This is a genomic window from Streptacidiphilus anmyonensis (genome assembly GCF_000787855.1).
GTDB classification, from domain to species: domain Bacteria; phylum Actinomycetota; class Actinomycetes; order Streptomycetales; family Streptomycetaceae; genus Streptacidiphilus; species Streptacidiphilus anmyonensis.
The window spans coordinates 1,958-21,607 of record NZ_BBPQ01000080.1; the positions used below are offsets into that span (position 1 = coordinate 1,958).

22 protein-coding genes are annotated in these 19,650 nt (G+C 71.8%); 3 read left to right on the forward strand and 19 right to left on the reverse strand.

Translation table 11 applies throughout. The annotated features are described in order from the left end of the window. From TR50_RS36915 to TR50_RS36975, 13 genes are all read right to left on the reverse strand, one after another. On the reverse strand, window positions 1-1,206 hold a 1,206-nt coding region (locus tag TR50_RS36915; protein WP_042432908.1), incomplete at its 3' end, for a chromosome segregation SMC family protein. 226 nt (window positions 1,207-1,432) lie between these two features. Next, window positions 1,433-1,627, reverse strand: coding sequence for a hypothetical protein (locus TR50_RS36920; protein WP_042373738.1), 195 nt, complete (start codon window positions 1,625-1,627; stop codon window positions 1,433-1,435). Between the two features lie 334 nt (window positions 1,628-1,961). After that, complete coding sequence (locus tag TR50_RS36925; protein ID WP_042432853.1) at window positions 1,962-2,240, reverse strand: acylphosphatase; 279 nt, start codon at window positions 2,238-2,240, stop codon at window positions 1,962-1,964. Window positions 2,241-2,317: 77 nt separating this feature from the next. After that, window positions 2,318-3,184: a bifunctional DNA-formamidopyrimidine glycosylase/DNA-(apurinic or apyrimidinic site) lyase gene (gene mutM / locus TR50_RS36930; RefSeq protein ID WP_042432856.1), complete on the reverse strand. Its 867-nt coding sequence runs from the start codon at window positions 3,182-3,184 to the stop codon at window positions 2,318-2,320. Window positions 3,185-3,202: 18 nt separating this feature from the next. Beyond that, the gene (gene rnc / locus TR50_RS36935) at window positions 3,203-3,976 is read right to left on the reverse strand and encodes a ribonuclease III (protein WP_042432860.1); all 774 of its coding nucleotides are present in this window, start codon (window positions 3,974-3,976) and stop codon (window positions 3,203-3,205) included. An 18-nt stretch (window positions 3,977-3,994) separates the two neighbouring features. Continuing rightward, window positions 3,995-4,168, reverse strand: a complete 174-nt coding sequence (gene rpmF / locus TR50_RS36940) for a 50S ribosomal protein L32 (protein ID WP_042373744.1) — start codon at window positions 4,166-4,168, stop codon at window positions 3,995-3,997. A 2-nt stretch (window positions 4,169-4,170) separates the two neighbouring features. Then, on the reverse strand, window positions 4,171-4,812 hold the full coding sequence (locus tag TR50_RS36945; protein WP_439654272.1) for a YceD family protein: 642 nt from the start codon (window positions 4,810-4,812) through the stop codon (window positions 4,171-4,173). A gap of 116 nt (window positions 4,813-4,928) precedes the next feature. Continuing rightward, entirely contained in the window at window positions 4,929-6,041 is a 1,113-nt protein-coding gene (locus TR50_RS36950; RefSeq protein ID WP_042432914.1) for a hypothetical protein, read from the reverse strand. 75 nt (window positions 6,042-6,116) lie between these two features. Continuing rightward, a complete protein-coding gene (gene coaD / locus TR50_RS36955; RefSeq protein ID WP_042432917.1) occupies window positions 6,117-6,620 on the reverse strand; it encodes a pantetheine-phosphate adenylyltransferase in 504 nt (167 codons plus the stop codon). 14 nt (window positions 6,621-6,634) lie between these two features. Continuing rightward, complete coding sequence (gene rsmD / locus TR50_RS36960; RefSeq protein ID WP_042432921.1) at window positions 6,635-7,225, reverse strand: 16S rRNA (guanine(966)-N(2))-methyltransferase RsmD; 591 nt, start codon at window positions 7,223-7,225, stop codon at window positions 6,635-6,637. 197 nt (window positions 7,226-7,422) lie between these two features. Then, the gene (locus tag TR50_RS36965) at window positions 7,423-7,935 is read right to left on the reverse strand and encodes a hypothetical protein (RefSeq protein WP_042432862.1); all 513 of its coding nucleotides are present in this window, start codon (window positions 7,933-7,935) and stop codon (window positions 7,423-7,425) included. 91 nt (window positions 7,936-8,026) lie between these two features. Then, window positions 8,027-10,234, reverse strand: coding sequence for an ATP-dependent DNA helicase RecG (gene recG, locus TR50_RS36970; RefSeq protein ID WP_042432865.1), 2,208 nt, complete (start codon window positions 10,232-10,234; stop codon window positions 8,027-8,029). 48 nt (window positions 10,235-10,282) lie between these two features. Then, entirely contained in the window at window positions 10,283-11,962 is a 1,680-nt protein-coding gene (locus TR50_RS36975) for a DAK2 domain-containing protein (protein ID WP_042432868.1), read from the reverse strand. A gap of 279 nt (window positions 11,963-12,241) precedes the next feature. On the opposite strand from TR50_RS36975, the gene rpmB reads away from it, so the two are divergent. Continuing rightward, window positions 12,242-12,427 carry a 50S ribosomal protein L28 gene (gene rpmB, locus TR50_RS44965; protein ID WP_084701635.1) on the forward strand — a complete coding sequence of 62 codons (186 nt, stop codon included), beginning with the start codon at window positions 12,242-12,244 and terminating at the stop codon, window positions 12,425-12,427. A 100-nt stretch (window positions 12,428-12,527) separates the two neighbouring features. On the opposite strand, the gene thiD is transcribed toward rpmB, so the two are convergent. The 3 genes from thiD to TR50_RS36990 all read right to left on the reverse strand — a co-directional run bounded on the left by thiD (window position 12,528) and on the right by TR50_RS36990 (window position 15,439). Beyond that, window positions 12,528-13,340 carry a bifunctional hydroxymethylpyrimidine kinase/phosphomethylpyrimidine kinase gene (gene thiD / locus TR50_RS36980; RefSeq protein WP_042432871.1) on the reverse strand — a complete coding sequence of 271 codons (813 nt, stop codon included), beginning with the start codon at window positions 13,338-13,340 and terminating at the stop codon, window positions 12,528-12,530. Window positions 13,341-13,401: 61 nt separating this feature from the next. Continuing rightward, entirely contained in the window at window positions 13,402-14,427 is a 1,026-nt protein-coding gene (locus TR50_RS36985) for an ATP-dependent 6-phosphofructokinase (RefSeq protein ID WP_042432873.1), read from the reverse strand. A 46-nt stretch (window positions 14,428-14,473) separates the two neighbouring features. Further along, complete coding sequence (locus TR50_RS36990; protein ID WP_042432876.1) at window positions 14,474-15,439, reverse strand: thiamine-phosphate kinase; 966 nt, start codon at window positions 15,437-15,439, stop codon at window positions 14,474-14,476. 239 nt (window positions 15,440-15,678) lie between these two features. Here TR50_RS36990 and TR50_RS36995 point away from each other — a divergent pair, with 239 nt between their 5' ends. Next, window positions 15,679-15,912 carry an Lrp/AsnC family transcriptional regulator gene (locus TR50_RS36995; protein WP_042384933.1) on the forward strand — a complete coding sequence of 78 codons (234 nt, stop codon included), beginning with the start codon at window positions 15,679-15,681 and terminating at the stop codon, window positions 15,910-15,912. 20 nt (window positions 15,913-15,932) lie between these two features. Continuing rightward, window positions 15,933-16,454 (forward strand): DUF3515 domain-containing protein, encoded by a 522-nt coding sequence (locus TR50_RS37000; protein ID WP_052441768.1) that lies wholly within the window; start codon window positions 15,933-15,935, stop codon window positions 16,452-16,454. A 32-nt stretch (window positions 16,455-16,486) separates the two neighbouring features. On the opposite strand, the gene TR50_RS37005 is transcribed toward TR50_RS37000, so the two are convergent. From TR50_RS37005 to TR50_RS37015, 3 genes are all read right to left on the reverse strand, one after another. Beyond that, window positions 16,487-17,635: a D-alanine--D-alanine ligase family protein gene (locus TR50_RS37005; protein ID WP_042432880.1), complete on the reverse strand. Its 1,149-nt coding sequence runs from the start codon at window positions 17,633-17,635 to the stop codon at window positions 16,487-16,489. A gap of 95 nt (window positions 17,636-17,730) precedes the next feature. Then, window positions 17,731-18,735, reverse strand: coding sequence for an NAD(P)H-dependent glycerol-3-phosphate dehydrogenase (locus TR50_RS37010; protein ID WP_084701637.1), 1,005 nt, complete (start codon window positions 18,733-18,735; stop codon window positions 17,731-17,733). Further along, window positions 18,732-19,571 carry a lysophospholipid acyltransferase family protein gene (locus tag TR50_RS37015; protein ID WP_042432930.1) on the reverse strand — a complete coding sequence of 280 codons (840 nt, stop codon included), beginning with the start codon at window positions 19,569-19,571 and terminating at the stop codon, window positions 18,732-18,734. The genes TR50_RS37010 and TR50_RS37015 overlap by 4 nt, the downstream gene beginning before the upstream one ends. Between the last annotated feature and the right edge of the window lie 79 nt (window positions 19,572-19,650).

Sequence of the window (19,650 nt, forward strand, 5' to 3'; positions counted from 1 at the left end):
CGACCGCGCCGCCGCGACCTTGCCCTGGAGGCGGGCCAGCCCCTCCCGCCGGTCGGCCAGGGCGCGCGCCGCGGCGCGGAGCGCCTGCTCCTCCGCCTGGAGCTCGCGCTCCAGCTCGGCGCGGCGCTCCACCGTCTCCGCGAGCGCGTACTGCGCCTCCTCCAGCGCCTCCGCCAGCTCCGCCTCCTGCTCGCGGATGCGAGCCGCCTCGCGTTCCATGTCCTCGGGGTCGCGGCCGCGCCGCTCCTCCCCCTGCGGGGTGCGGGCGTGCCGGACCTTGGCCTCCGCCAGCCCGATCGTGCCGCGGACCCGCTCCGCCAGGGACGAGAGGTCGAACCAGGTCTGCTGGGCCAGCTCCACCGCCGGGCCGAGCTGCGCGACCTGCGCCTCCAGCACCGCCTCGCGCTGCTGAAGACCTGCCAGCTCCTGCTCGACGCCGCTGCGCCGCAGCCGGAGCGCCATCTCGTCGGCGATCTCCTCCTCGACCGCCTTGCGCAGCGTCACCAGGTCGTCGGCGAGCAGCCGCAGTCGCGCGTCGCGCAGGTCGGCCTGGATCACCGCCGCGCGCCGGGCGATCGCGGCCTGCCGGCCGAGCGGCTTGAGCTGCCGCCGCAGCTCTCCGACGAGGTCCTGGACGCGGGTCAGGTTGGCCTGCATCGCGTCCAGCTTCCGCAGCGCCTTCTCCTTGCGCTTGCGGTGCTTCAGGACGCCGGCCGCCTCCTCGATGAAGGCGCGGCGGCCCATGGGGTCGGCGTGCAGGACTGAGTCGAGCTGGCCCTGGCCGACGATGACGTGCATCTCCCGGCCGATGCCGGAGTCGGAGAGCAGTTCCTGGATGTCGAGGAGCCGGCAGGTGTCGCCGTTGATGGCGTACTCGCTGCCGCCGTTGCGGAACATCGTCCGCGAGATGGTGACCTCGGCGTACTCGATCGGCAGCGCGCCGTCGGTGTTGTCGATGGTGAGCGCGACCTCCGCGCGCCCGAGGGGGGCGCGGCCGGTCGTGCCGGCGAAGATGACGTCCTCCATCTTGCCGCCGCGCAGCGACTTCGCGCCCTGCTCGCCCATGACCCAGCTGAGCGCGTCCACGACATTGGACTTGCCCGAGCCGTTGGGACCGACGACGCAGGTGATGCCCGGCTCGAAGCGCAGCGTGGTCGCGGAGGCGAAGGACTTGAACCCGCGCAGCGTGAGGCTCTTCAGATGCACCGGCCCCGACCTCCTGTCCCTTTCGGGGACACCCTAACCGCCGATGCCGTCCGAGCCCGGTGACGGCTCGGTTTCATCCGTGTGAGTCACGGGCATCTACCGGTTGAGGGGTCAACGATGCGGGGACGAACGGGGAGCCGGGAACGACGAAGGGACGCCCAGGAGGCGTCCCTTGCACTATCCAGTGACGATGCCGACTGTTCCTGACCACGCGGAAAGGTCAGGTTCAGGCCAGCACCGCCTGGGCTGCGTCCATGCGGAGCAACTGCTCGTGGTCCGCGACGGCCTGCAACGCGTCGTTCTCGGCCTGGATACGGACAAGCTCGGATTCCAGGTCCTGGACACGCTGCTGGAGACGCCGCATCTCGGCGAGCAGTCGGGGGTCGGGTCCGCCGACGTAACCGAGAAGCGCCTTTGCCATGATGTATGGTCCTCCACGCTGAGTGACCGACCGCGAAGTGAGGTCGTGTGAGGTGGGCCGCACCGGAGCGCTCGCCCGAGCAAGGCTGTACGGGGCCGATCAGCCCTGAGCGGACGTACGGGTGCGCGGGTTTCCAGCGTCTCACCAAACGCGCAGACGGTCAACACGATCACAGCGTGCTACCTGAGTCGTCCGGCATGGGCGGCGGTGTGGTCACGCTGCGTGTCTCGGCGACTTCGTTGGTGCGCAGTCAACCACGCGAGGGCGAGAAGCGCAACACGCGGGAAATCCCTGATGGACCGACCGGGTGGAACCACGTCGCACCGGTGTGCGCTCAGCGGATCGCGAAGCCCTCGTAGTCGCTCTCAGCAGTGCCCCACAATTCGGTGACACCGTCCACGCGGCCGGGCGTGTCGCCGTGGCGCAGCAGGTCGAGCAGCTGCTCGCACTGCTCGCGGGTGCCCTGCGCGACGACCTGGACCCGCCCGTCCCCCAGGTTCGAGGCGTAGCCGCGCAGCCCGATCTCCAGCGCCCGGGACCGCGTCCACCAACGGAAGCCGACCTGCTGCACCCGTCCGCGCACCCAGGCGGTCATCCGTACCTCTGCACTCATGCGCGCAAGTCTCTCACCGGCGACGGAGCGTTTTCCGACGCGGGGTCAGGCGGGCCGGAGGTCACCGCGCTGACGGGTCATCGCACCCGTGGAAGCCGCTGGCACTTGGGGCAGAAGTAGCTCGAGCGGTTCATCCACGACGCGCGGCGCATCGGCGTACCGCAGCGGTTGCAGGCCTCGCCCTCGCGGCCGTAGGCGTCGAGGGAGCGGGAGAAGTAGCCCGACTCGCCGTTGACGTTGACGTAGAGGCTGTCGAAGCTGGTGCCGCCCTGGGCGAGGGCCTCGGACATCACCGCGCGGGCGGAGGCGAGCAGCAGCTGGGACGCCGGGCGGGTCAGCGTGTCGGCCGGGCGGTCGTAGTGGAGCCTGCTGCGCCACAGCGCCTCGTCGGCGTAGATGTTGCCGACGCCGCTGATCAGCGACTGGTCGAGCAGGGCGCGCTTGACGCCGCTGCTGCGGCGGCGCAGCGCGGCGAGGAAGACGGTGTCGTCGAAGCGCGGGTCGAGCGGATCGCGGGCGATGTGCGCGAGGGACATCGGAGCCGCGTCCGGGTCGCTCGGGTCCGCGTCCTCGACGGCGAGGCCGCCGAAGGTGCGCTGGTCGACGAAGCGGAGCTCGGTGCCGGTCGGGTCGTCGAAGCGCACCCGGATCCGCAGGTGCTTCTCGTCGGGGGCCCCCTCGGGCTGGACCAGCAGCTGGCCGCTCATGCCGAGGTGGCCCAGCAGCGAGACGCCGGTGCCGGGCAGCGGCAGCCACAGGTACTTGCCGCGGCGCTGCGCGGCGCCGAGCTCCCGGCCGCGCAGCTGCGCGGCGAAGTCGTCCGGCCCCGCCGCATGGCGGCGCACGGCACGCGGGTGCAGCACCTCGACGGAGCGGACCGTGCGACCGCTGACCCAGCGGGAAAGGCCGCGCCGGACGACCTCTACTTCGGGAAGCTCAGGCATCCGGGCAGCCTAGCCGGGTTACGCGTCGCCGGAGGGGGTGGTGGACGCCCCGGAGCCGCCGGCGGGGGCGGTTCCGTCGCCGTGCTTCTCGCGGATGGCGTGCCAGGCGCTCTCGGCGGCCTTCTGCTCGGCCTCCTTCTTGGAGCGACCGGAGCCCGTGCCGTAGTCCTCCCCGCCGACGCGAGCGGCGGCGATGAACGTCTTCTCGTGGTCCGGACCGGACTCGGTGACGACGTACTCCGGCACGCCGATGCCGACGGTCGCGGTGAGCTCCTGGAGACTGGTCTTCCAGTCCAGGCCCGCGCCGAGGTTCGAGGACTTCTCGATCAGCGGGTCGAAGAGCCGGTGCACCAGCTCGGAGGCGCAGTCCAGCCCCTGGTCGAGGTAGACCGCCCCGATGACGGCCTCGAGGGTGTCCGCGAGAATCGAGGACTTGTCCCGGCCACCGGTGCCCTCCTCGCCACGACCGAGGCTGATGAACGTGCCGAGGTCCAGGCCCCGCGCGACGTCCGCAAGGGCGCGCGAGTTGACCACCGCGGCGCGCAGCTTCGCGAGCTGCCCCTCCGGGAGGTCGGGGTGGACGCGGTACAGGGTGTCCGTCACCACCAGGCCCAGCACCGAATCGCCCAGGAACTCAAGGCGTTCGTTCGTGGGAAGACCACCGTTCTCGTACGCGTACGAGCGGTGGGTCAGTGCACGCGTCAGAAGGGACGGCTCAAGCGTGTAGCCGAGCCGTCCCTCCAGAACGCTGTACCCGGTGTCGGCGTGCGAAGCGGATGCTGACGCTGACATCTGGTGTTCTCCTGCCGATCAGACCGACAGGACCTGACGGCGGTTGTAGGTGCCGCAGCTCGGGCACGCGATGTGACCCAGCTTCGGCTGGTGGCAGCGGTCGCACGCCACGAGCGCGGGAGCAGTGGCCTTCCACTGCGAACGGCGGTGACGCGTGTTGCTGCGCGACATCTTCCGCTTGGGAACAGCCACAGCTACTTCTCCTGGTTCTCGGCGGCACCCTCCCGGGTGACGCTGTCCTCTTCACTACCGGTCGCGGTCGATGCGGCCGAGAGTCCCTGCAAAGCCGCCCACCGGGGGTCGACGGCGTCATGGTGGTGGTCCGGGTCGTCCGTGAGTCGTGCTCCGCATTCGGAGCACAGGCCCAGGCAGTCGTCCTGGCACACCGGCTGCAACGGCAGTGCGAGCACCACCGCGTCACGCAGCACCGGCTCGAGGTCGAACAGGTCGCCCTCGAGACGGTAAGTCTCGTCGTCCTCGTCCTCGTCGGACTCGGACACTCCCCCGAAGCGGTCGGCCGCCTCCGGGTAGTAGTACAGCTCCTGGAAGTCCGCGTCGAGCTCGCGCTCGATCGGCTCCAGGCAGCGTACGCACTCCCCCTTGAGGTCGGCCTCGGCGGTGCCCGTGACGAGCACCCCCTCGATGACCGACTCCAGTCGGAGCTCCAGCTCGATGTCCGCGCCCTGGGGGACGCTGATCACTTCGTTGCCGAAGTGCGCCGGCGCCGGGGCCGAGCGGGACACCTTCCGCATCGCCCCAGGCCGACGGCCCAGCTCGTGTGTGTCGAACACGAGCGGGTTGCGGTGGTCGAGGCGGTTCAGGGGTCTGTCCTTCACTCAGGTCTTCGGCGGCCGCTGCGCTCGGTTTCGGGCAGCAGCGAATACCAGCACATCAAGCCGGAGAGGTCAGAATACCCGACGCCGGAACCCCGACCCAACTCCGGTGCGGACGATCAGTGGCCCTGGCCGTACTCGCGCAGCTTGGACACGTCGATGAAGCCGGTGTCGAAGAAGCTGGTCACTTCCTGCTGCTGAGCGTAGTGCGGCGGCTGCTGCTGCGGGATCTGCGCGTGCTGGACCGGCTGGACGGGCTGGCCGTACGCGTCGTAGACGGGCTGCTGCTGCGGTTCGGCGTAGCCGCCGGCGTAGGGGTCGTAGACCGGCTGCTGCTCGACGTACCCACCGGTGTACGGGTCGTAGACGGGCTGCTGCTGCGGCTGGCCGTACGGGTCCTGCTGCGGCCAGTACTCGACCTGCGGCTGCATCTCCGGGTGCATGTCGGGATGCATGTCCGGGTGCGGCATCTCCTGGCCGTGCTGACCGTGCTGGTCGGACCCGGACATCATGCCCTGGCGGTTCAGCTCGGCGGCGACGGCGGCCTGGCGGGCGTCGCCCTGCTCGATGCCGGCCGCCTCGTCGGCGGCGGCCAGGTAGGCGCCCAGCTCGTCGATGGGCCGCTTGCCCAGCAGCTTGTCGCGGCCTCGGCCGACCGCCTCCAAGGTCTTGCTCAGCGCGGTCTCCAGCGCGGCGAGCTTCACGTCCACGTACTCGTCCACCTCGGGGCTGGGCGAGCGGAACGCGTCCTGGGTGAACTCCTCGCCGTCCTCGCCCTCGACCGGGCCGCCCGCGACCCGCAGCTTCTCGCGGCCGCGGCCGATGGCGCCGAGGGTCTTGGTCAGCACGACCTCGAAGTTGGCGAGCTTGCTGTCGACGTAGTCGTCCGCCTCGCGGCGCTGCTCGGACACCTCTGCACGGGCCTCGGCCAGGAGGCGGTCCGCCTCGGACCGGGCCACGGTGACGTAGTCGGTCCCGTTGATGAGCTGCTGCCGCTCGTCGTGCGCGGCGGCGACCACCCGCTCGGCCTCGCGGCGCGCGTCCTCGACGACCTGGTCGCCGTACTGGACCGTCTCCTGCGCCTTGGCGATCTCGCCGGGGAGCTCCTCACGCAGCTCCGTGAGCAGAGTCACCAGCTCCGCCCTGTTGACCACGATCGAGGCCGACATCGGCATCGACCGCGCACCTTCCACAAGCTTGGTGATCTCGTCGAGCTTCTGCTGCACGTCCACCGGGGTCACGCTTTCCACGAGGCTGCCCGGACCAGTAGGACCGGCCGGAACTGGAGCTACGAACTGTACTCAGTCCTACGGGTTCGCGGGCTGTGAGCGCCGTTCGGCGATCCGCTCGGTCAGCCTGCGCAGGACGAGCTCGGGGACAAGATGGGACACATCGCCACCGAGGGTGGCGACCTCCTTGATCAGCGAGGAGGAGAGGAAGCTGTAGGTGGGGTTGGTCGGCACGAAGAGCGTCTCCACGCCGGTCAGGCCGTGGTTCATCTGGGCCATCTGGAGCTCGTAGTCGAAGTCGCTGACCGCGCGCAGGCCCTTCACGATCGCCGGGATGTCCCGCTCGCGGCAGTAGTCGACGAGCAGCCCCCGGTGCGACTCGACCTTGACGTTGCCGTAGTCCGCGGTGATCTCCTCGATCATCGCGATCCGCTCGTCGACGCTGAACATGCCCTTCTTGGACGGGTTGACCAGGACGGCGACGTGGACGACGTCATAGAGGCGCGTGGCGCGCTCGATCGTGTCGAGGTGGCCGTTGTGGATGGGGTCGAACGACCCCGGACAGACGGCACGGCGGAACATCGTCATCTCCTCGCTCACAGGCCGGCTTCCTTGCCGGCTCCGTCGGCGGCGCGGCCGTACCAAAGGGTCGCCTCGCCGTAGCGGCGCTCCCGCAGGCCCTCGAAGCCCTCCGGCCAGGTGAAGACGCCGCCTCTGGTGCTGCGCTCCACGGTGACGATCACGTCCCCGTCGAGCCAGCCCTCCGAGCTGAGTGTGACCAGTATCTCCCGCAGTTCGGCGTCGGCGACGGCATAGGGCGGATCGAGAAACACCAGGTCGTACGGGGTGGACGGCGGTGCGCCCGCGATGACCCGCTCGGCCTTCCCGGAACGGACCTCGGCGCCCGGAAGGGAGAGCGTCCGCACGTTGGCGAGGATCACCTTGACGGCGGCCGGGTCCTCCTCGACGAGCAGGGTGTGGGCGGCGCCACGGGAGAGCGCCTCCAGCCCGACGGCCCCCGAGCCGGCGTAGAGGTCGATCACGCGCGCGCCCGCGAGGGAGCCGCGCAGCGCCTCCCAACTGGAGAAGAGCGCTTCCCGCGCCCGGTCCGAGGTGGGACGGGTACCGTTCCCCGGCGGCACGGCGAGGCGTCGGCCCCGAGCGGCTCCGGCGATCACGCGGGTCATGTGGTCGGCGTCCTTGCTGGTCGGAAAGGTGTGCACTTTCACGCTAGTGCACACCCCGGGGGCGCGAGGAACTGCGCGGGCCACCACCCCGTGCGGATGGGCCTGCACGTCCGGACCACCAGCTCCGTGGGTGGCTTGTCGCGCCCACGCGGCGGAGCCGCACATCAGCAGAGCCTCGCGCCCCTGGGCGGTTGCGACTACCCCTCCGTGCTCACCGAACCCAGAAGGCTCGGGCTGGCGTAGCGGCTCCAGGAGAGGCAGCCGTCGGGCGGGCAGTACTCGGGGCGGCGGGGGTCGTGGCCCAGCTCGCGCAGCTTGGTACGGACGGAGTCGGGCGTGCGGCCGAAGCGGGCCGCCACGCGGGCTATGGTCTCGCCGTCGTGGAAGCGACGGACCAACTCCTCCTCGTGCTGCGGGACCCACGGCGCGCCGTGGCCCGGGTACAGCTCGCGGAGGACGTCCCGGTCCGGGATCGGCTCGGAGACGTCGGCGACGATGGCGAGGGCCCGCAGCGCGCGGTTGAGCGCGATGCGGAGGGACGCGGTGTCCTCCACCGGCAGCCGGAGCTTGCCGGAGGCGATCGGCTCGGACGCGTGGCCCTCGCGCCAGCCGGTGAGGGTGAGGGTGACCTCGCGGTCGTCCTCACTGGTGAGTTCGATGCGGAAGACCTTGTCACCGAGCGGCAGCTCGTTCAGGTGACGGAACGCCATGGATGTGCCCCCTGAGAACGTTGTTTTGGCCGGTCAGGCCCCGTTCACAACACCTCTATTCTCGCAGGGGGCACTGACATTCCAGGGGTCGTCAGCCCTTCTCCAGGTACTCCGCCCGCTCCGCTCCGAGCAGCGAGTCCAGCGCGCTGCGCAGCGCCGGATGGTCCGTCAGTTCGGGGTCCGCGGAGACGAGCGCCGTCGCCTCCGTCCGGGCCGCCGCGATGATGTCCTCGTCCTCCAGGACGGACAGCACGCGCAGCGAGGACTTCACGCCGGACTGGGCCTGCCCCAGCACGTCGCCCTCGCGCCGCTGCTCCAGGTCGATGCGGGAGAGCTCGAAGCCGTCGAGGGTGTCCGCCACCGCGTCGAGGCGCTGGCGGGCGCCGGACGCGGCCGGCATGTCCGTCACCAGCAGGCACAGTCCCGGCGCGGAGCCGCGGCCGACGCGGCCGCGCAGCTGGTGCAGTTGGGAGACGCCGAAGCGGTCCGCGTCCATGATGACCATGACGGTGGCGTTGGGGACGTTGACGCCGACCTCGATGACCGTGGTGGCGACCAGCACGTCCACCTCCCCCGCCGAGTAGGCCCGCATGACCTCGTCCTTGGCGTCCGGGGCCATCCGGCCGTGCAGCACCTCCACCCGGAGCCCCGCGAGCGGACCCCCGCGCAACTCCTCGGCGACGTCGAGGACGGCCAGCGGCGGACGGCGGTCGTCGCCCTCCTTGGCGGCCTCCTTGGCCGCCTTCTTCAGCGCCTTCTCGTCCTCCTCGTCCCCGATGCGCGGGGTGACGACGTACGCCTGGTGGCCCTTGCCGGCCTCCTCGCGGATCCGCTCCCAGGCGCGGGCGAGGAAGTTGGGGCGTTCGAGCGCCGGGACGACGTGCGAGGAGATGGGCGAGCGGCCCGCCGGGAGCTGGTCCAGGACGGAGGTCTCCAGGTCGCCGAAGACCGTCATGGCGACCGTGCGCGGGATCGGCGTGGCCGTCATGACCAGCAGGTGCGGCGGCCGTTCGGCCTTGGCCCGCAACGCGTCACGCTGCTCGACGCCGAAGCGGTGCTGCTCGTCGACGACGACCAGACCGAGGTCGAGGAACTGCACCTTGTCCTCGATCAGCGCGTGCGTGCCGATGACGATCCCGGCCTCGCCGCTGACGAGGTCCAGCAGCGCCTGCCGGCGGGCCGGGACGCCCATGGAGCCGGTCAGCAGCGTGACCTTGGTGCCGTGCTCGGCGCCGCCGAGCATCCCGCCCTCGGCCAGTTCGCCCATCATCTCCACGATGGAGCGGTGGTGCTGCTGGGCCAGCACCTCCGTCGGGGCGAGCATCGCGGCCTGGCCTCCGGCGTCCACGACGGCGAGCATGGCGCGCAGGGCGACGAGGGTCTTGCCGGAGCCGACCTCGCCCTGGAGCAGGCGGTGCATGGGGTGTTCGGTGGCGAGGTCGGCGAAGATCTCGGCGCAGACCCGCTGCTGACCATCGGTCAGCGTGAAGGGCAGTTTCGCGTCGAAGGCGTCCAGCAGCGCGCCGCTGCGCGGCTCGCGGGCGACGGCGGGGCGGGCGGCGTCGTCGGCGCGGCGGCGGGCGAGGGCGACCTGGAGCACGAACGCCTCGTCCCACTTGAGCCGCGCCTGCGCGGCGAGGCGTTCGGCGTGGTTGCGCGGGCGGTGGATCTGCTCCAACGCCTGCCGCAGCGGGATCAGGCCGCGCTCGGCGAGCAGCGAGGCGGGGACCGGGTCGGGGACCTCGTCCCACGTCATCTGGTCGAGGACGACGTCGACGGCCAGGGCCAGCCGCCAGGACGGGACCTTGGCGGTGGCCGGGTAGACGGGGATCAGCCGCCCCGCGAAACGGTCGGCGGCCCCCCGCGCGTCCGGATCGTCGCCGTCGCCGAAGAGCTCGTAGTCCGGGTTGGTGAGCTGCCGGGTGCGGTTGAAGACGCCGACCTTGCCGGCGAACATGCCGCTGCGGCCGGGGCGCAGGTCCTTCTCGCGCCAACGCTGGTTGAAGAAGGTCAGCGAGAGGCGGCCGCGGCCGTCGGTGACCACCACCTCCAGCCGGTCGCCCTTGCGCCCGCGGAACGGGATCAGCGTGCACTTCTCGATCCGCGCGACCACGGTGACGTGCTCGTCGAGTTCGAGCGAGTCCAGGCTGGTCAGCTCGCCGCGCTCGTTGTAGCGGCGCGGGAAGTGGTGCAGCAGATCGCCGACGGTGTGCAGGTCCAGCCCCTCCGCGAGCTGCTTGGCGCCGGAGGGGAGGAGCTTCTTCAGCGGTTCGTCGAGGGGGGACTGGGGAGCGGACACAGGATCAACGATGCACCATCGGTCGGACAGCTCCGGGCAAAGGGCGTGTCACTCGACGCCGACGACGAGCGGCGCCGCGCCCTGGCCGCCCTCGTAGACGACGGCGTCCACCACCGGGTTGGTGCGCCGCAGATGGGCGACGAGCGCGTCCGCGAGGCCCGGCACGGCGTCCTCGCCGACGATCAGCGTCACCATCTCGCCGCCGGCCGCGAGCATCCGGCCCAGCACGGTGGCGGCCGTGGCGACCATCTCGGCGGCGTCGCCGATGACGGCCACGTCGCCGTCGATGAGGCCGAGCACGTCCCCGGCCTGGCAGACCCCGGCCATGGTCCACGACTCCCCCTCGGCGACGGCCAGCTCCGCGTAGCGGGTGGCGCCGGCGGCGGAGGTCATCGCGACGACGTCCTCGTCGAAGCGCCGGCCCGGCTCGTGCACGGCGAGCGCCGCGAGGCCCTGGACGGGCGAGCGGGTGGGGATGACCGCGACCCGGACGCCCTCGTCGCGCAGTTGGTCGGCGGCGACGCCGGCCGCGGCGCGCAGTTCGGCGTCGTTGAGCAGCAGCACCACCTCGCGCGCGTGGGCGCGCCGGATCGCGGCCGCGATCTCGGCGCTGCTGGGGGCCCGGTCGGGGTCGGCGGACAGCACGGTGGCGCCGCACTCGCGGCACAGGCCCGCGATGCCCTCGCCCTGGACGATGCTGACGACCGCGCGCGCCGGGTCGAGCTGCCCGAAGTGGGCCGGGTGACCGGCCGACTGCTCCGCGGCGGCGGAGGCGAAGTGCGTGATCCTGATCCGGTGCGGGCGTCCCGCGTCGATGCCCGCCTCGACGGCCGCGCCGGGGTCGTCGACGTGCACGTGCACGTTCCACAGCCCCTCGCCGCCGCTGACGACGAGCGAGTCGCCGAGGACGCCGAGCCGGGCGCGCAGCCCCGGCACGGCCTCGTCGCGCGCGTCGAGCAGGTAGACGACCTCGTAGGCGGGACCGTCCGGGTCGTCCGCGGCGCGGGGCCGCTCCGGCTGCGTCGACACGGTCGACACGATGGTGGCGCGGGGGGTGGCCAGCGCCAGCGGTCCCATCGGGGACTGGCCGCTGACCGCGTCGGCCAGCGCGCCGAGGACGGCGACCAGGCCGCGTCCCCCGGCGTCGACGACGCCCGCGCGGCCGAGCACGTCCAGCTGCTGCGGGGTGAGCGCGAGGGCGGTTCCCGCGGCGTCGAACGCGGCCTCCGCGACGGCGGAGAGACCGGTCGCCTCGGGCAGCGTCTCGACGGCGTCGGCGGCCGCGGCGGCGACGGTCAGCACGGTTCCCTCGACGGGCACGGCCACCGCCTCGTACCCCGCGTCGGCGGCCCGCCGCAGCGCGCGGCGCAGCGCGGCCGCGTCGCAGGGACCGGATCCGACGGACGCGGCGACGCCGCGCAGCAGCTGCGAGAGGATCACGCCCGAATTGCCGCGCGCCCCCATCAGCGCGCCGTGCGCCATCGCGCGCAGGGCGGTCTCCAGGTCGGGGCCGCCGCCGCTGCCGTCGCCGGCCGGCACGCCCGCTGTGAACAGCGCCTCGACCTGCTGGGCGGCGGACTCGACGGTGAGGTAGAGGTTGGTCCCGGTGTCACCGTCGGGCACCGGGTAGACGTTCAGCGCGTCGATCTCCTCACGCGCCTGGCCCAGGGCGGCCAGGGAGAGCCGGCACCAGGCGCGCACGGCCGCTGCGTCGAGGGTGTGCGGCACCGGGTCTTCTCCTCGTGTTCGCTGCTTCCCCCGCAGGCTATCGCCCGATCGGGCCGCTCGGGCGGCGCAGCCCGCTCACGGCCGCTCTCCCGGAGGCGATGCGGGGTTCACTGGCACGTCATGGTAGTTTCGTTCTACGGAGTCAGCGGATGTATGCTGCTCCGGTTGCCTGGAATCCTTCCAGGCCACCCCCCAGGACAGCTGTGCGAGCCGCTGTCGCGGCGTTCGCGCCTCGGGGTTGGATCCGTTAGTGCATCTGAAGTCTTTGGAGTGACTCCCGTGGCTGCCAACTGCGACGTCTGCGGCAAGGGGCCGGGCTTCGGCAACAACATCTCCTTTTCGCACCGCCGTACCCGTCGTCGTTGGAACCCCAACATCCAGACGGTCCGCGCTGTGATCGGGCGTACGCCGAAGCGGCTCAACGTGTGCACCTCGTGCATCAAGGCCGGCAAGGTTTCCCGCTGACGCGGCGGCTGCCCCTCCGGCTTCGCAAGGGCCGGTCCACCTCCGGGTGGACCGGCCCTTCGCTTTGCCCTTCTCCTGCTTCTCGTGCTTCTTGCTTCTACTACTGCCGGAAGCGCCAGCCGTGGTCGACCGGGCCGATGCCCGTGCCGAGCGCGAAGCCGCCCTCGATCGCGCCGGTGATGTACTCCTTCGCGGCGGCGACGGCGGCGGGAACGTCCAGGCCCAGCGCCAGGTAGGACGCGACGGCGCTGGCCAGCGTGCAGCCGGTGCCGTGGGTGTGCCGGTTGTCGTGCCGCGGCGCGCGGAACAGCGTCTCGCTCCCGTCGGGCCCGCGCAGCAGGTCGACCGCGTCGCCCTCCAGATGCCCGCCCTTGACCAGCGCCCACTCGGGCCCGAGGTCCTGCACGGCCTTCGCCGCGTCGGAGAGCTCGCCCTCGCGGGTCACCTCGATGCCCGTGAGTTGCGCCACTTCGTGCAGGTTGGGGGTCGCCACGGTCGCCTGCGGCAGCAGCCGGTCCCGCAGGACGCTGACCGCCGAGGCCGCGAGCAGCGCGTCCCCGTGCTTGCTCACCCCGACCGGGTCCACCACGACCGGCGCGGGCCGCTCCGCGAGCAGCCCGGCCACGGCCTCCACGAGTTCGGCGCTCGCCAGCATCCCCGTCTTCACGGCCTGCACGCCGATGTCGTCCACGACGCTCCGGTACTGGGCGACGACCGCCTCGACGGGCAGCTCCCAGTACCCCTGCACCCCGACGGAGTTCTGCGCGGTCACGGCGGCGACGACGCTCATGCCGTGCACCCCGAGGGCGAGCATGGTCTTGAGATCGGCCTGGATCCCGGCGCCCCCGCCGGAGTCGGAACCCGCGATGGTCAGCACACGGGGCGGAGCGGATGTGGTGGAGACAGATGACATGCCCCCACCTTAGGCTTCGCTCCCGCAGGTCGGTGCACGACCTCAGGGGCGGCGTCCGCCCCTACAGAACCGCCTCCGCCTCGGTCCAGCGGTCCTCCGGGACCCTCTTCAACTGCGCCACCGCCTCCGCGATCGGGACGAGGTGGATCTCGGTCCCCCGCAGCGCGGTCATGTGGCCGTAGGCGCCCTTGTGGACGGCCTCGACCGCGTGCCAGCCGAAGCGGGTGGCCAGGACGCGGTCCTGGGCCGTGGGCGTGCCGCCGCGCTGGATGTGGCCGAGGATGACCGGCTTGGACTCCTTGTTGATCCACTGGGCGATCTCGCCCGCCAGGCGCGAGCCGATGCCGCCGAAGGTCTGGTGTCCGAAGGCGTCCGTACCGCCGTGGGCGAACCGCATCGTGCCGGGGGCCGGCTGCGCGCCCTCGGCGACCGCGACGATGGCGAATTTCTTGCCGCGCGAGAACCGCTCCTCGACCATGCAGCAGACCGTCTCGACGTCGAAGGGCCGCTCCGGGATGAGGATGCCGTGCGCGCCTCCGGCCATCCCGGCGTGCAGGGTGATCCACCCGGTGTGGCGACCCATCAGCTCGACGACCATCACCCGCTGGTGGGACTCGGCCGTGGTCTTCAGGCGGTCGATGGCCTCGGTGGCGACAGAGACCGCGGTGTCGTGACCGAAGGTCACGTCCGTGGCGTCGATGTCGTTGTCGATGGTCTTCGGGACGGCGACGACCGGCAGGCCCGCCTCGCTGAACATCCGGGCCGCGGTCAGCGTGCCCTCGCCGCCGATGGCGATGAGGGCGTCGATGCCGATGGCGGCAGCCAACTGCTCGGCGCCCGCGACCGCCTCGCGCATGCGCTCGCGGGCCACGCGGGCGCTGCCGAGGACGGTGCCGCCGCGGGTGAGGATGCCGGTGACGGCGTCCAGGGCGAGCGGACGGGCGCGGCCCTCGATGAGGCCGAGGAAGCCGTCCTGGACGCCGATCACGGTGTCGTCGTGTTCGGTGACCGCTCGGTGCACCACCGAGCGGATCACCGCGTTCAGGCCCGGACAGTCCCCGCCGCTCGTCAGCACGCCGATTCGCATAAGGGAAGCCTATGCAGAAAAAGGGACGCTTCGCCCCACCCTTGTGTTACGCCTGCGCGCCGAAGTGGTCCCAGCCGCCGGTGCGGTCCCACGCCGCCCCGTCGACCGTGACCCGGCCGGTGCCGGACAGGCTCGCCGGGCGGGTCACCTCGCCGACGACCCGCCAGCGGGACGGCAGCTGGGTGTCGGGCGGGAAGGTGGCGACCAGCGCGTGGTCCTCGCCGCCGGAGAGGACCCACAGCAGCGGGTCGACGCCGACCGCCTGGCCGATGTCGGCCATCTGCGCGGGGATGTCGAAGTCCGCCGCGTGCAGGTCGATGTGGACGCCGCTGGCCTCGGCGACATGGCCCAGGTCGGCGACCAGGCCGTCGCTGACGTCGATCATCGACGTCGCGCCGAGCACGGCAGCGGACGGGCCGGCGTGGTACGGAGGCTCGGGACGCCGGTGCGCCTCGACGAACGCGCGCGGGGAGCGGAAGCCGCGGGACAGAACGGTGAACCCGGCCGCGGACCAGCCGAGCCAGCCGGTGACGGCGACCCGGTCGCCGGGGCGGGCCCCGGAGCGGGTGACCGCGCGGCGGCCCTGGAGGTCGCCCAGCGCGGTGATGGAGACGGTGATCGCCTCGCCGCGCACCACGTCGCCGCCGACCACGGCCGCACCCGCGACCTGGCACTCGTCGCGCAGGCCGTCCATCAGCTCCAGCGCCCAGGTGACCGGCAGTTCGGCGGGGACGACCAAGCCCAGCAGCAGCGCCGTCGGGACCGCGCCCATCGCGGCGACGTCGGCGAGGTTCTGCGCGGCCGCCTTGCGGCCCACGTCGTAGGCGGTGGACCAGTCCCGGCGGAAGTGGCGGCCCTCCAGCAGCACGTCGGTGGTGGCCACGACCCGTCCGTCGGGCGCGGCGACGACGGCCGCGTCGTCGCCCGGACCGAGCTCCACGGCCGAGGTCTGCGGCAGCCGGGAGGTCAGCTCCCGGATCAGTCCGAACTCACCGAGCTCGCCGACCTGCATGGGTTTCCTTCCGGATCTCGTCTGACTGTCCTTGAGGCACTCTGGTCACACTGTCGTCGCGGGCGCGCACGCATGCGCCTCACGCGCGCAGCGTACGCCCTGCGGCGGTGCAGGAGGTCTCCCGGCAGACGACGGGGGACGATAGCGTGGCGGTTTCCCCGTTTCCCCCGTTTCCTTCGTCACAGTCGGGGAACCACAACCTGCGCAAGATCCCCGATCCGAGCCGCCGGAGGTCCACCGTGGTACAGGCCTACATCCTCATCCAGACAGAAGTCGGCAAGTCGTCCAACGTCGCGGAAGTCATCTCCCGCATCACCGGTGTGGTCCAGGCGGAGGACGTCACCGGGCCCTATGACGTGATCGTCCGCGCCGAGGCGGAGACCGTGGACGACCTGGGCAAGCTGGTCGTGGCCCAGATCCAGCAGGTGGAGGGGATCACCCGGACCCTGACCTGCCCGGTGGTGCACTTGTAGCTCCCCGTTAGCATCTCGGGGTGACCAGGATCGCCGCGCCGTTCGCGCTGACCGCAGCAACCGCCCTCCTGCTGACCGCCTGCGGCGGTGGCGGGAGCGGCAGCGTGTCCGTCGCGGCTCCGACCACCACGGGAGCCGTGACGCAGCAGTGCGCGGCGCTGCAGAAGGCCCTGCCGCAGACGCTGATGGGCCTCGCCCGCCGCGACACCTCCCCCGGCAGCCCGAACACCGCGGCCTGGGGCGACCCCGCGGTGACGCTGCGCTGCGGGGCCGCGATGCCCTCCGTGCTCGACCCGCACTCGAAGGACTACAACCCCGAGGGCGACAACCTGAGCGGCGCCGAGGTCGGCGGCGTCTGCTGGGCCTCGGTCCACGACCAGGCCGACAACAGCTTCACCTTCTCCTCGGTGGACCTCCAGGCGATCGTCGAGATCCACGTCCCGAGCGCGTACTCCGGCCGCCAGGCGCCGCTGAGCGAGCTCGCCGGGGCGGTGGCCAAGGCGAGCCCGCTCGACGGGGACCGCAAGTTCTCCTGCGCGTAGCGCCTCCGGCGCGTGGCCTCCTGAGCTGACGGCTACCGCAGGCCGGTGGAACGGCGCAGGGCTGCCTTCAGCAGGTGGTCGACCAGCTGCGGGTAGGCGATGCCGGAGGCCTCCCACATCTTGGGGAACGCCGAGATCGGCGTGAAGCCCGGCATGGTGTTGATCTCGTTGACGACGTACTCGCCGTTCTCCTGGAGGAAGACGTCGACGCGGGCCAGGCCCTCGCAGGAGAGCGCCTCGAAGACCTGGACGGCGAGCTCCTGGAGGCGGGCGAGCTCGTCGGCGTCGAGCTTCGCGGGGATCTGCACGTCGCTGGAGTCGATGTACTTGGCCTCGAAGTCGTAGAACTCGAAGCCCTCGCCGACGAGCACCTCGGCCGGCAGGCTGGCCCGCGGTCCGTCCTCGAACTCCAGCACGCCGCACTCCAGTTCGCGGCCCTTCACGCCCTGCTCCACGATCACCTTCGGGTCGTGCTCGCGGGCGAACTCGATCGCGCGGACCAGCTCGGCCGGGTCGTCGACCTTGGTGATGCCGATGGAGGAGCCGGCCCGGGCCGGCTTCACGAACACCGGGTACGCGAGCTCGTCGACGCGCGCGACCGCCGCCGCACGCCCGGCCTCGGTGGCCCACTCGCGCGGCCGGATCACCGTGTAGGGGCCGACGGGCAGACCGAAGGCCTGGAGCACCCGCTTGGTGTACTCCTTGTCCATCCCGACCGAGCTGGACAGCACGCCCGAGCCCACGTACGGCACACCGGACAGCTCCAGCAGGCCCTGAAGCGTGCCGTCCTCCCCCCACGGGCCGTGCAGCAGCGGCAGCACGACGTCGACCTCGCCCAGCGCCTTCGGCACCGCGCCGGGCTCGGCGTAGACCACGTCGCGGGTGACGGGGCTCGCGGGCAGGTTCACCTGGCCCTCGGTGGACTCGGCCAGCTGGTCCACGTCGGGCAGCTTGCCCTCGGTGATGGCCATCCGCTCGGGCTCGTCGGTCGTGAGCGCGAACCGGCCGTCATGGGTGATGCCGATCGGCAGCACCTCGTACGCGTCCCGGTCCAGCGCGCGCAGGACGCTGCCGGCGGTGACGACGGAAATGGCGTGCTCGGAGCTGCGGCCGCCGAAGACGACCGCGACGCGGGGCTTGCGCCCTCCGGCGGGACTGGGGGAGGAAGGCTTAGTGCTCATATCCCGTAGGACACTACCCGCACTGTCCAGTCCGGGCGCGCGCGACAGGCGCCAGGCGCGCGGCGCGGCTTCCGGGCGAGGCGCGGGGCCGTGCCCTAACGCCGTTCGGGCTTGGCGGAGCGGCCCATGAGCTCCTTGACCGCGGTCTGGGGCGACTTGCCGCCGTGGACGATGTCGACGACCGTCTGCGTGATGGGCATGTCGACGCCGTGGCGGCTGGCCAGGTCCAGGACGGAGACGCAGGACTTCACGCCCTCGGCGGTCTGTCGCATGGCCGCGGTCGCCTCGGCCAGGGACATCCCGCGGCCGAGGTTGATGCCGAAGGTGTGGTTGCGCGAGAGCGGCGAGGAGCAGGTGGCGACCAGGTCGCCCATGCCCGCCAGCCCCGCGAAGGTGTGGGCGTCGGCGCCCATCGCCAGGCCCAGCCTGGTGGTCTCCGCGAGGCCGCGGGTGATGAGCGAGGCCTTGGTGTTGTCGCCGAAGCCCATGCCGTCGACGATGCCGACGGCCAGACCGATGACGTTCTTCACCGCGCCGCCCAGCTCCGCGCCCACCACGTCGGTGATGGTGTAGGGCCGGAAGTACCCGGTCAGGCACGCCGCCTGGAGGCGCCTGCCGACGGACTCGTCCGCGCACGCGACGACGCTCGCGGCCGGCTGCCGCCGCATGATCTCACCAGCGAGGTTGGGGCCGGAGACGACGGCGACCCGCTCGGCGGGCACCTCCGCGACCTCCTGGACGACCTCGCTCATCAGCTTGGCCGTGCCGAGCTCCACGCCCTTCATCAGGCTGACCAGGACGGTGTCCCGGGCCAGCACCGGCACCCAGGCGCGCAGTCCCTCGCGCAGCGTCTGCGAGGGGACCGTCAGGACGGTGAAGTCCGCGTCGGCCGCGGCCTTCGCGGGGTCCGTGGTCGCGGTGATGTTCGGCGGGAGTTCGATGCCGGGGTGGTAGTCCGGGTTGGTCCTGGTGCCGTTGATGGCGTCCACGAGCTCCTGCCGGCGACCCCACAGGGTCACGTCGCAACCCGCGTCGGCGAGGACCATGGCGAAGGCGGTGCCCCAGGAGCCGTAGCCGAAGACGGCGCAACGGGTGGTCACTCGGCGGGCTCCTTCTCGTTCTCCTTCTGCCCGTCAGAGCCGCCCCGGGAGCCGCTCTCAGCGGCGTCGTCGGTCCCGCCCCTGGTGGCCGCACGCGACTTGGCCATGTCGAAGCGCTCGGCCGGCGCCTTCTCCCCGCGCAACTCCTCCAGCAGGGCGGTGATGCCGTCCATGATGGCGTCCGTCGCCTCGCGCAGGACGGTCGAGGTGATCTCCTGGCCGCGCCAGCGGTCGAGGTCCACCGCCGGGCCCGCGACGACCTTGACGGTCTTTCGGGGGAACGGCTTGAAGCGGCGGTTGCCCTTCCCGCCCTTCGCGTAGCGCGGCATGATCTCGTGCGCGCCCCACTGGGCCACCGGGATGACGGGTGCTCCGGTCGTCAGCGCGACGCGGGCCGCGCCGGTCTTGCCGGTCATCGGCCACAGGTCCGGGTCGCGGGTGAGCGTTCCCTCGATGTAGAACGCGACGCATTCGCCGGAGTCGACGGCGTCGATGGCGGCCCGGAAAGCCTGCGTCGCGTCGGTGGATCCGCGGTACACCGGGATCATTCGGGCCCCGTGGAGAATCTGCTTGATCACCGGCAGCTTGAAGACGCCGGCCTTCGCCAGAAATCGTGCGGGACGTCCGGAGTCGTACTGGAAGTGCCCGTAGACCAGCGGATCCAAATACGAGTTGTGGTTGATCGCGGTGAGGAATCCGCCCTCGGCCGGAATGTTCTCGTAACCGCTCCAGTCCCGCTTCGTCAGCACGAACAGCGGCGGCTTCGCGATCAGAGCCGCCAGGCGGTACCAGAAGCCGTATTTGCGGCGCGCCGCCCTGGTGCTGGAGCCGGGCACGAGCACTCCTCCTTTGCGCGCCGTCCCCTGCGGGGGCGACGGTGATTCTTAACGTTCAACCGCACAAGTGTCGCCCCTG

Excerpts from the sequence above, each read along its gene's own strand:
- TR50_RS36920 (WP_042373738.1), bottom strand. The coding sequence starts at position 1,627 with ATGGCAAAGGCGCTTCTCGGTTACGTCGGCGGACCCGACCCCCGACTG.
- TR50_RS36925 (WP_042432853.1), bottom strand. The coding sequence starts at position 2,240 with ATGAGTGCAGAGGTACGGATGACCGCCTGGGTGCGCGGACGGGTGCAG.
- mutM (WP_042432856.1), bottom strand. The coding sequence starts at position 3,184 with ATGCCTGAGCTTCCCGAAGTAGAGGTCGTCCGGCGCGGCCTTTCCCGC.
- rnc (WP_042432860.1), bottom strand. The coding sequence starts at position 3,976 with ATGTCAGCGTCAGCATCCGCTTCGCACGCCGACACCGGGTACAGCGTT.
- coaD (WP_042432917.1), bottom strand. The coding sequence starts at position 6,620 with ATGTTCCGCCGTGCCGTCTGTCCGGGGTCGTTCGACCCCATCCACAAC.
- rsmD (WP_042432921.1), bottom strand. The coding sequence starts at position 7,225 with ATGACCCGCGTGATCGCCGGAGCCGCTCGGGGCCGACGCCTCGCCGTG.
- TR50_RS36965 (WP_042432862.1), bottom strand. The coding sequence starts at position 7,935 with ATGGCGTTCCGTCACCTGAACGAGCTGCCGCTCGGTGACAAGGTCTTC.
- thiD (WP_042432871.1), bottom strand. The coding sequence starts at position 13,340 with ATGTCATCTGTCTCCACCACATCCGCTCCGCCCCGTGTGCTGACCATC.
- TR50_RS36985 (WP_042432873.1), bottom strand. The coding sequence starts at position 14,427 with ATGCGAATCGGCGTGCTGACGAGCGGCGGGGACTGTCCGGGCCTGAAC.
- TR50_RS36990 (WP_042432876.1), bottom strand. The coding sequence starts at position 15,439 with ATGCAGGTCGGCGAGCTCGGTGAGTTCGGACTGATCCGGGAGCTGACC.
- TR50_RS37005 (WP_042432880.1), bottom strand. The coding sequence starts at position 17,635 with ATGAGCACTAAGCCTTCCTCCCCCAGTCCCGCCGGAGGGCGCAAGCCC.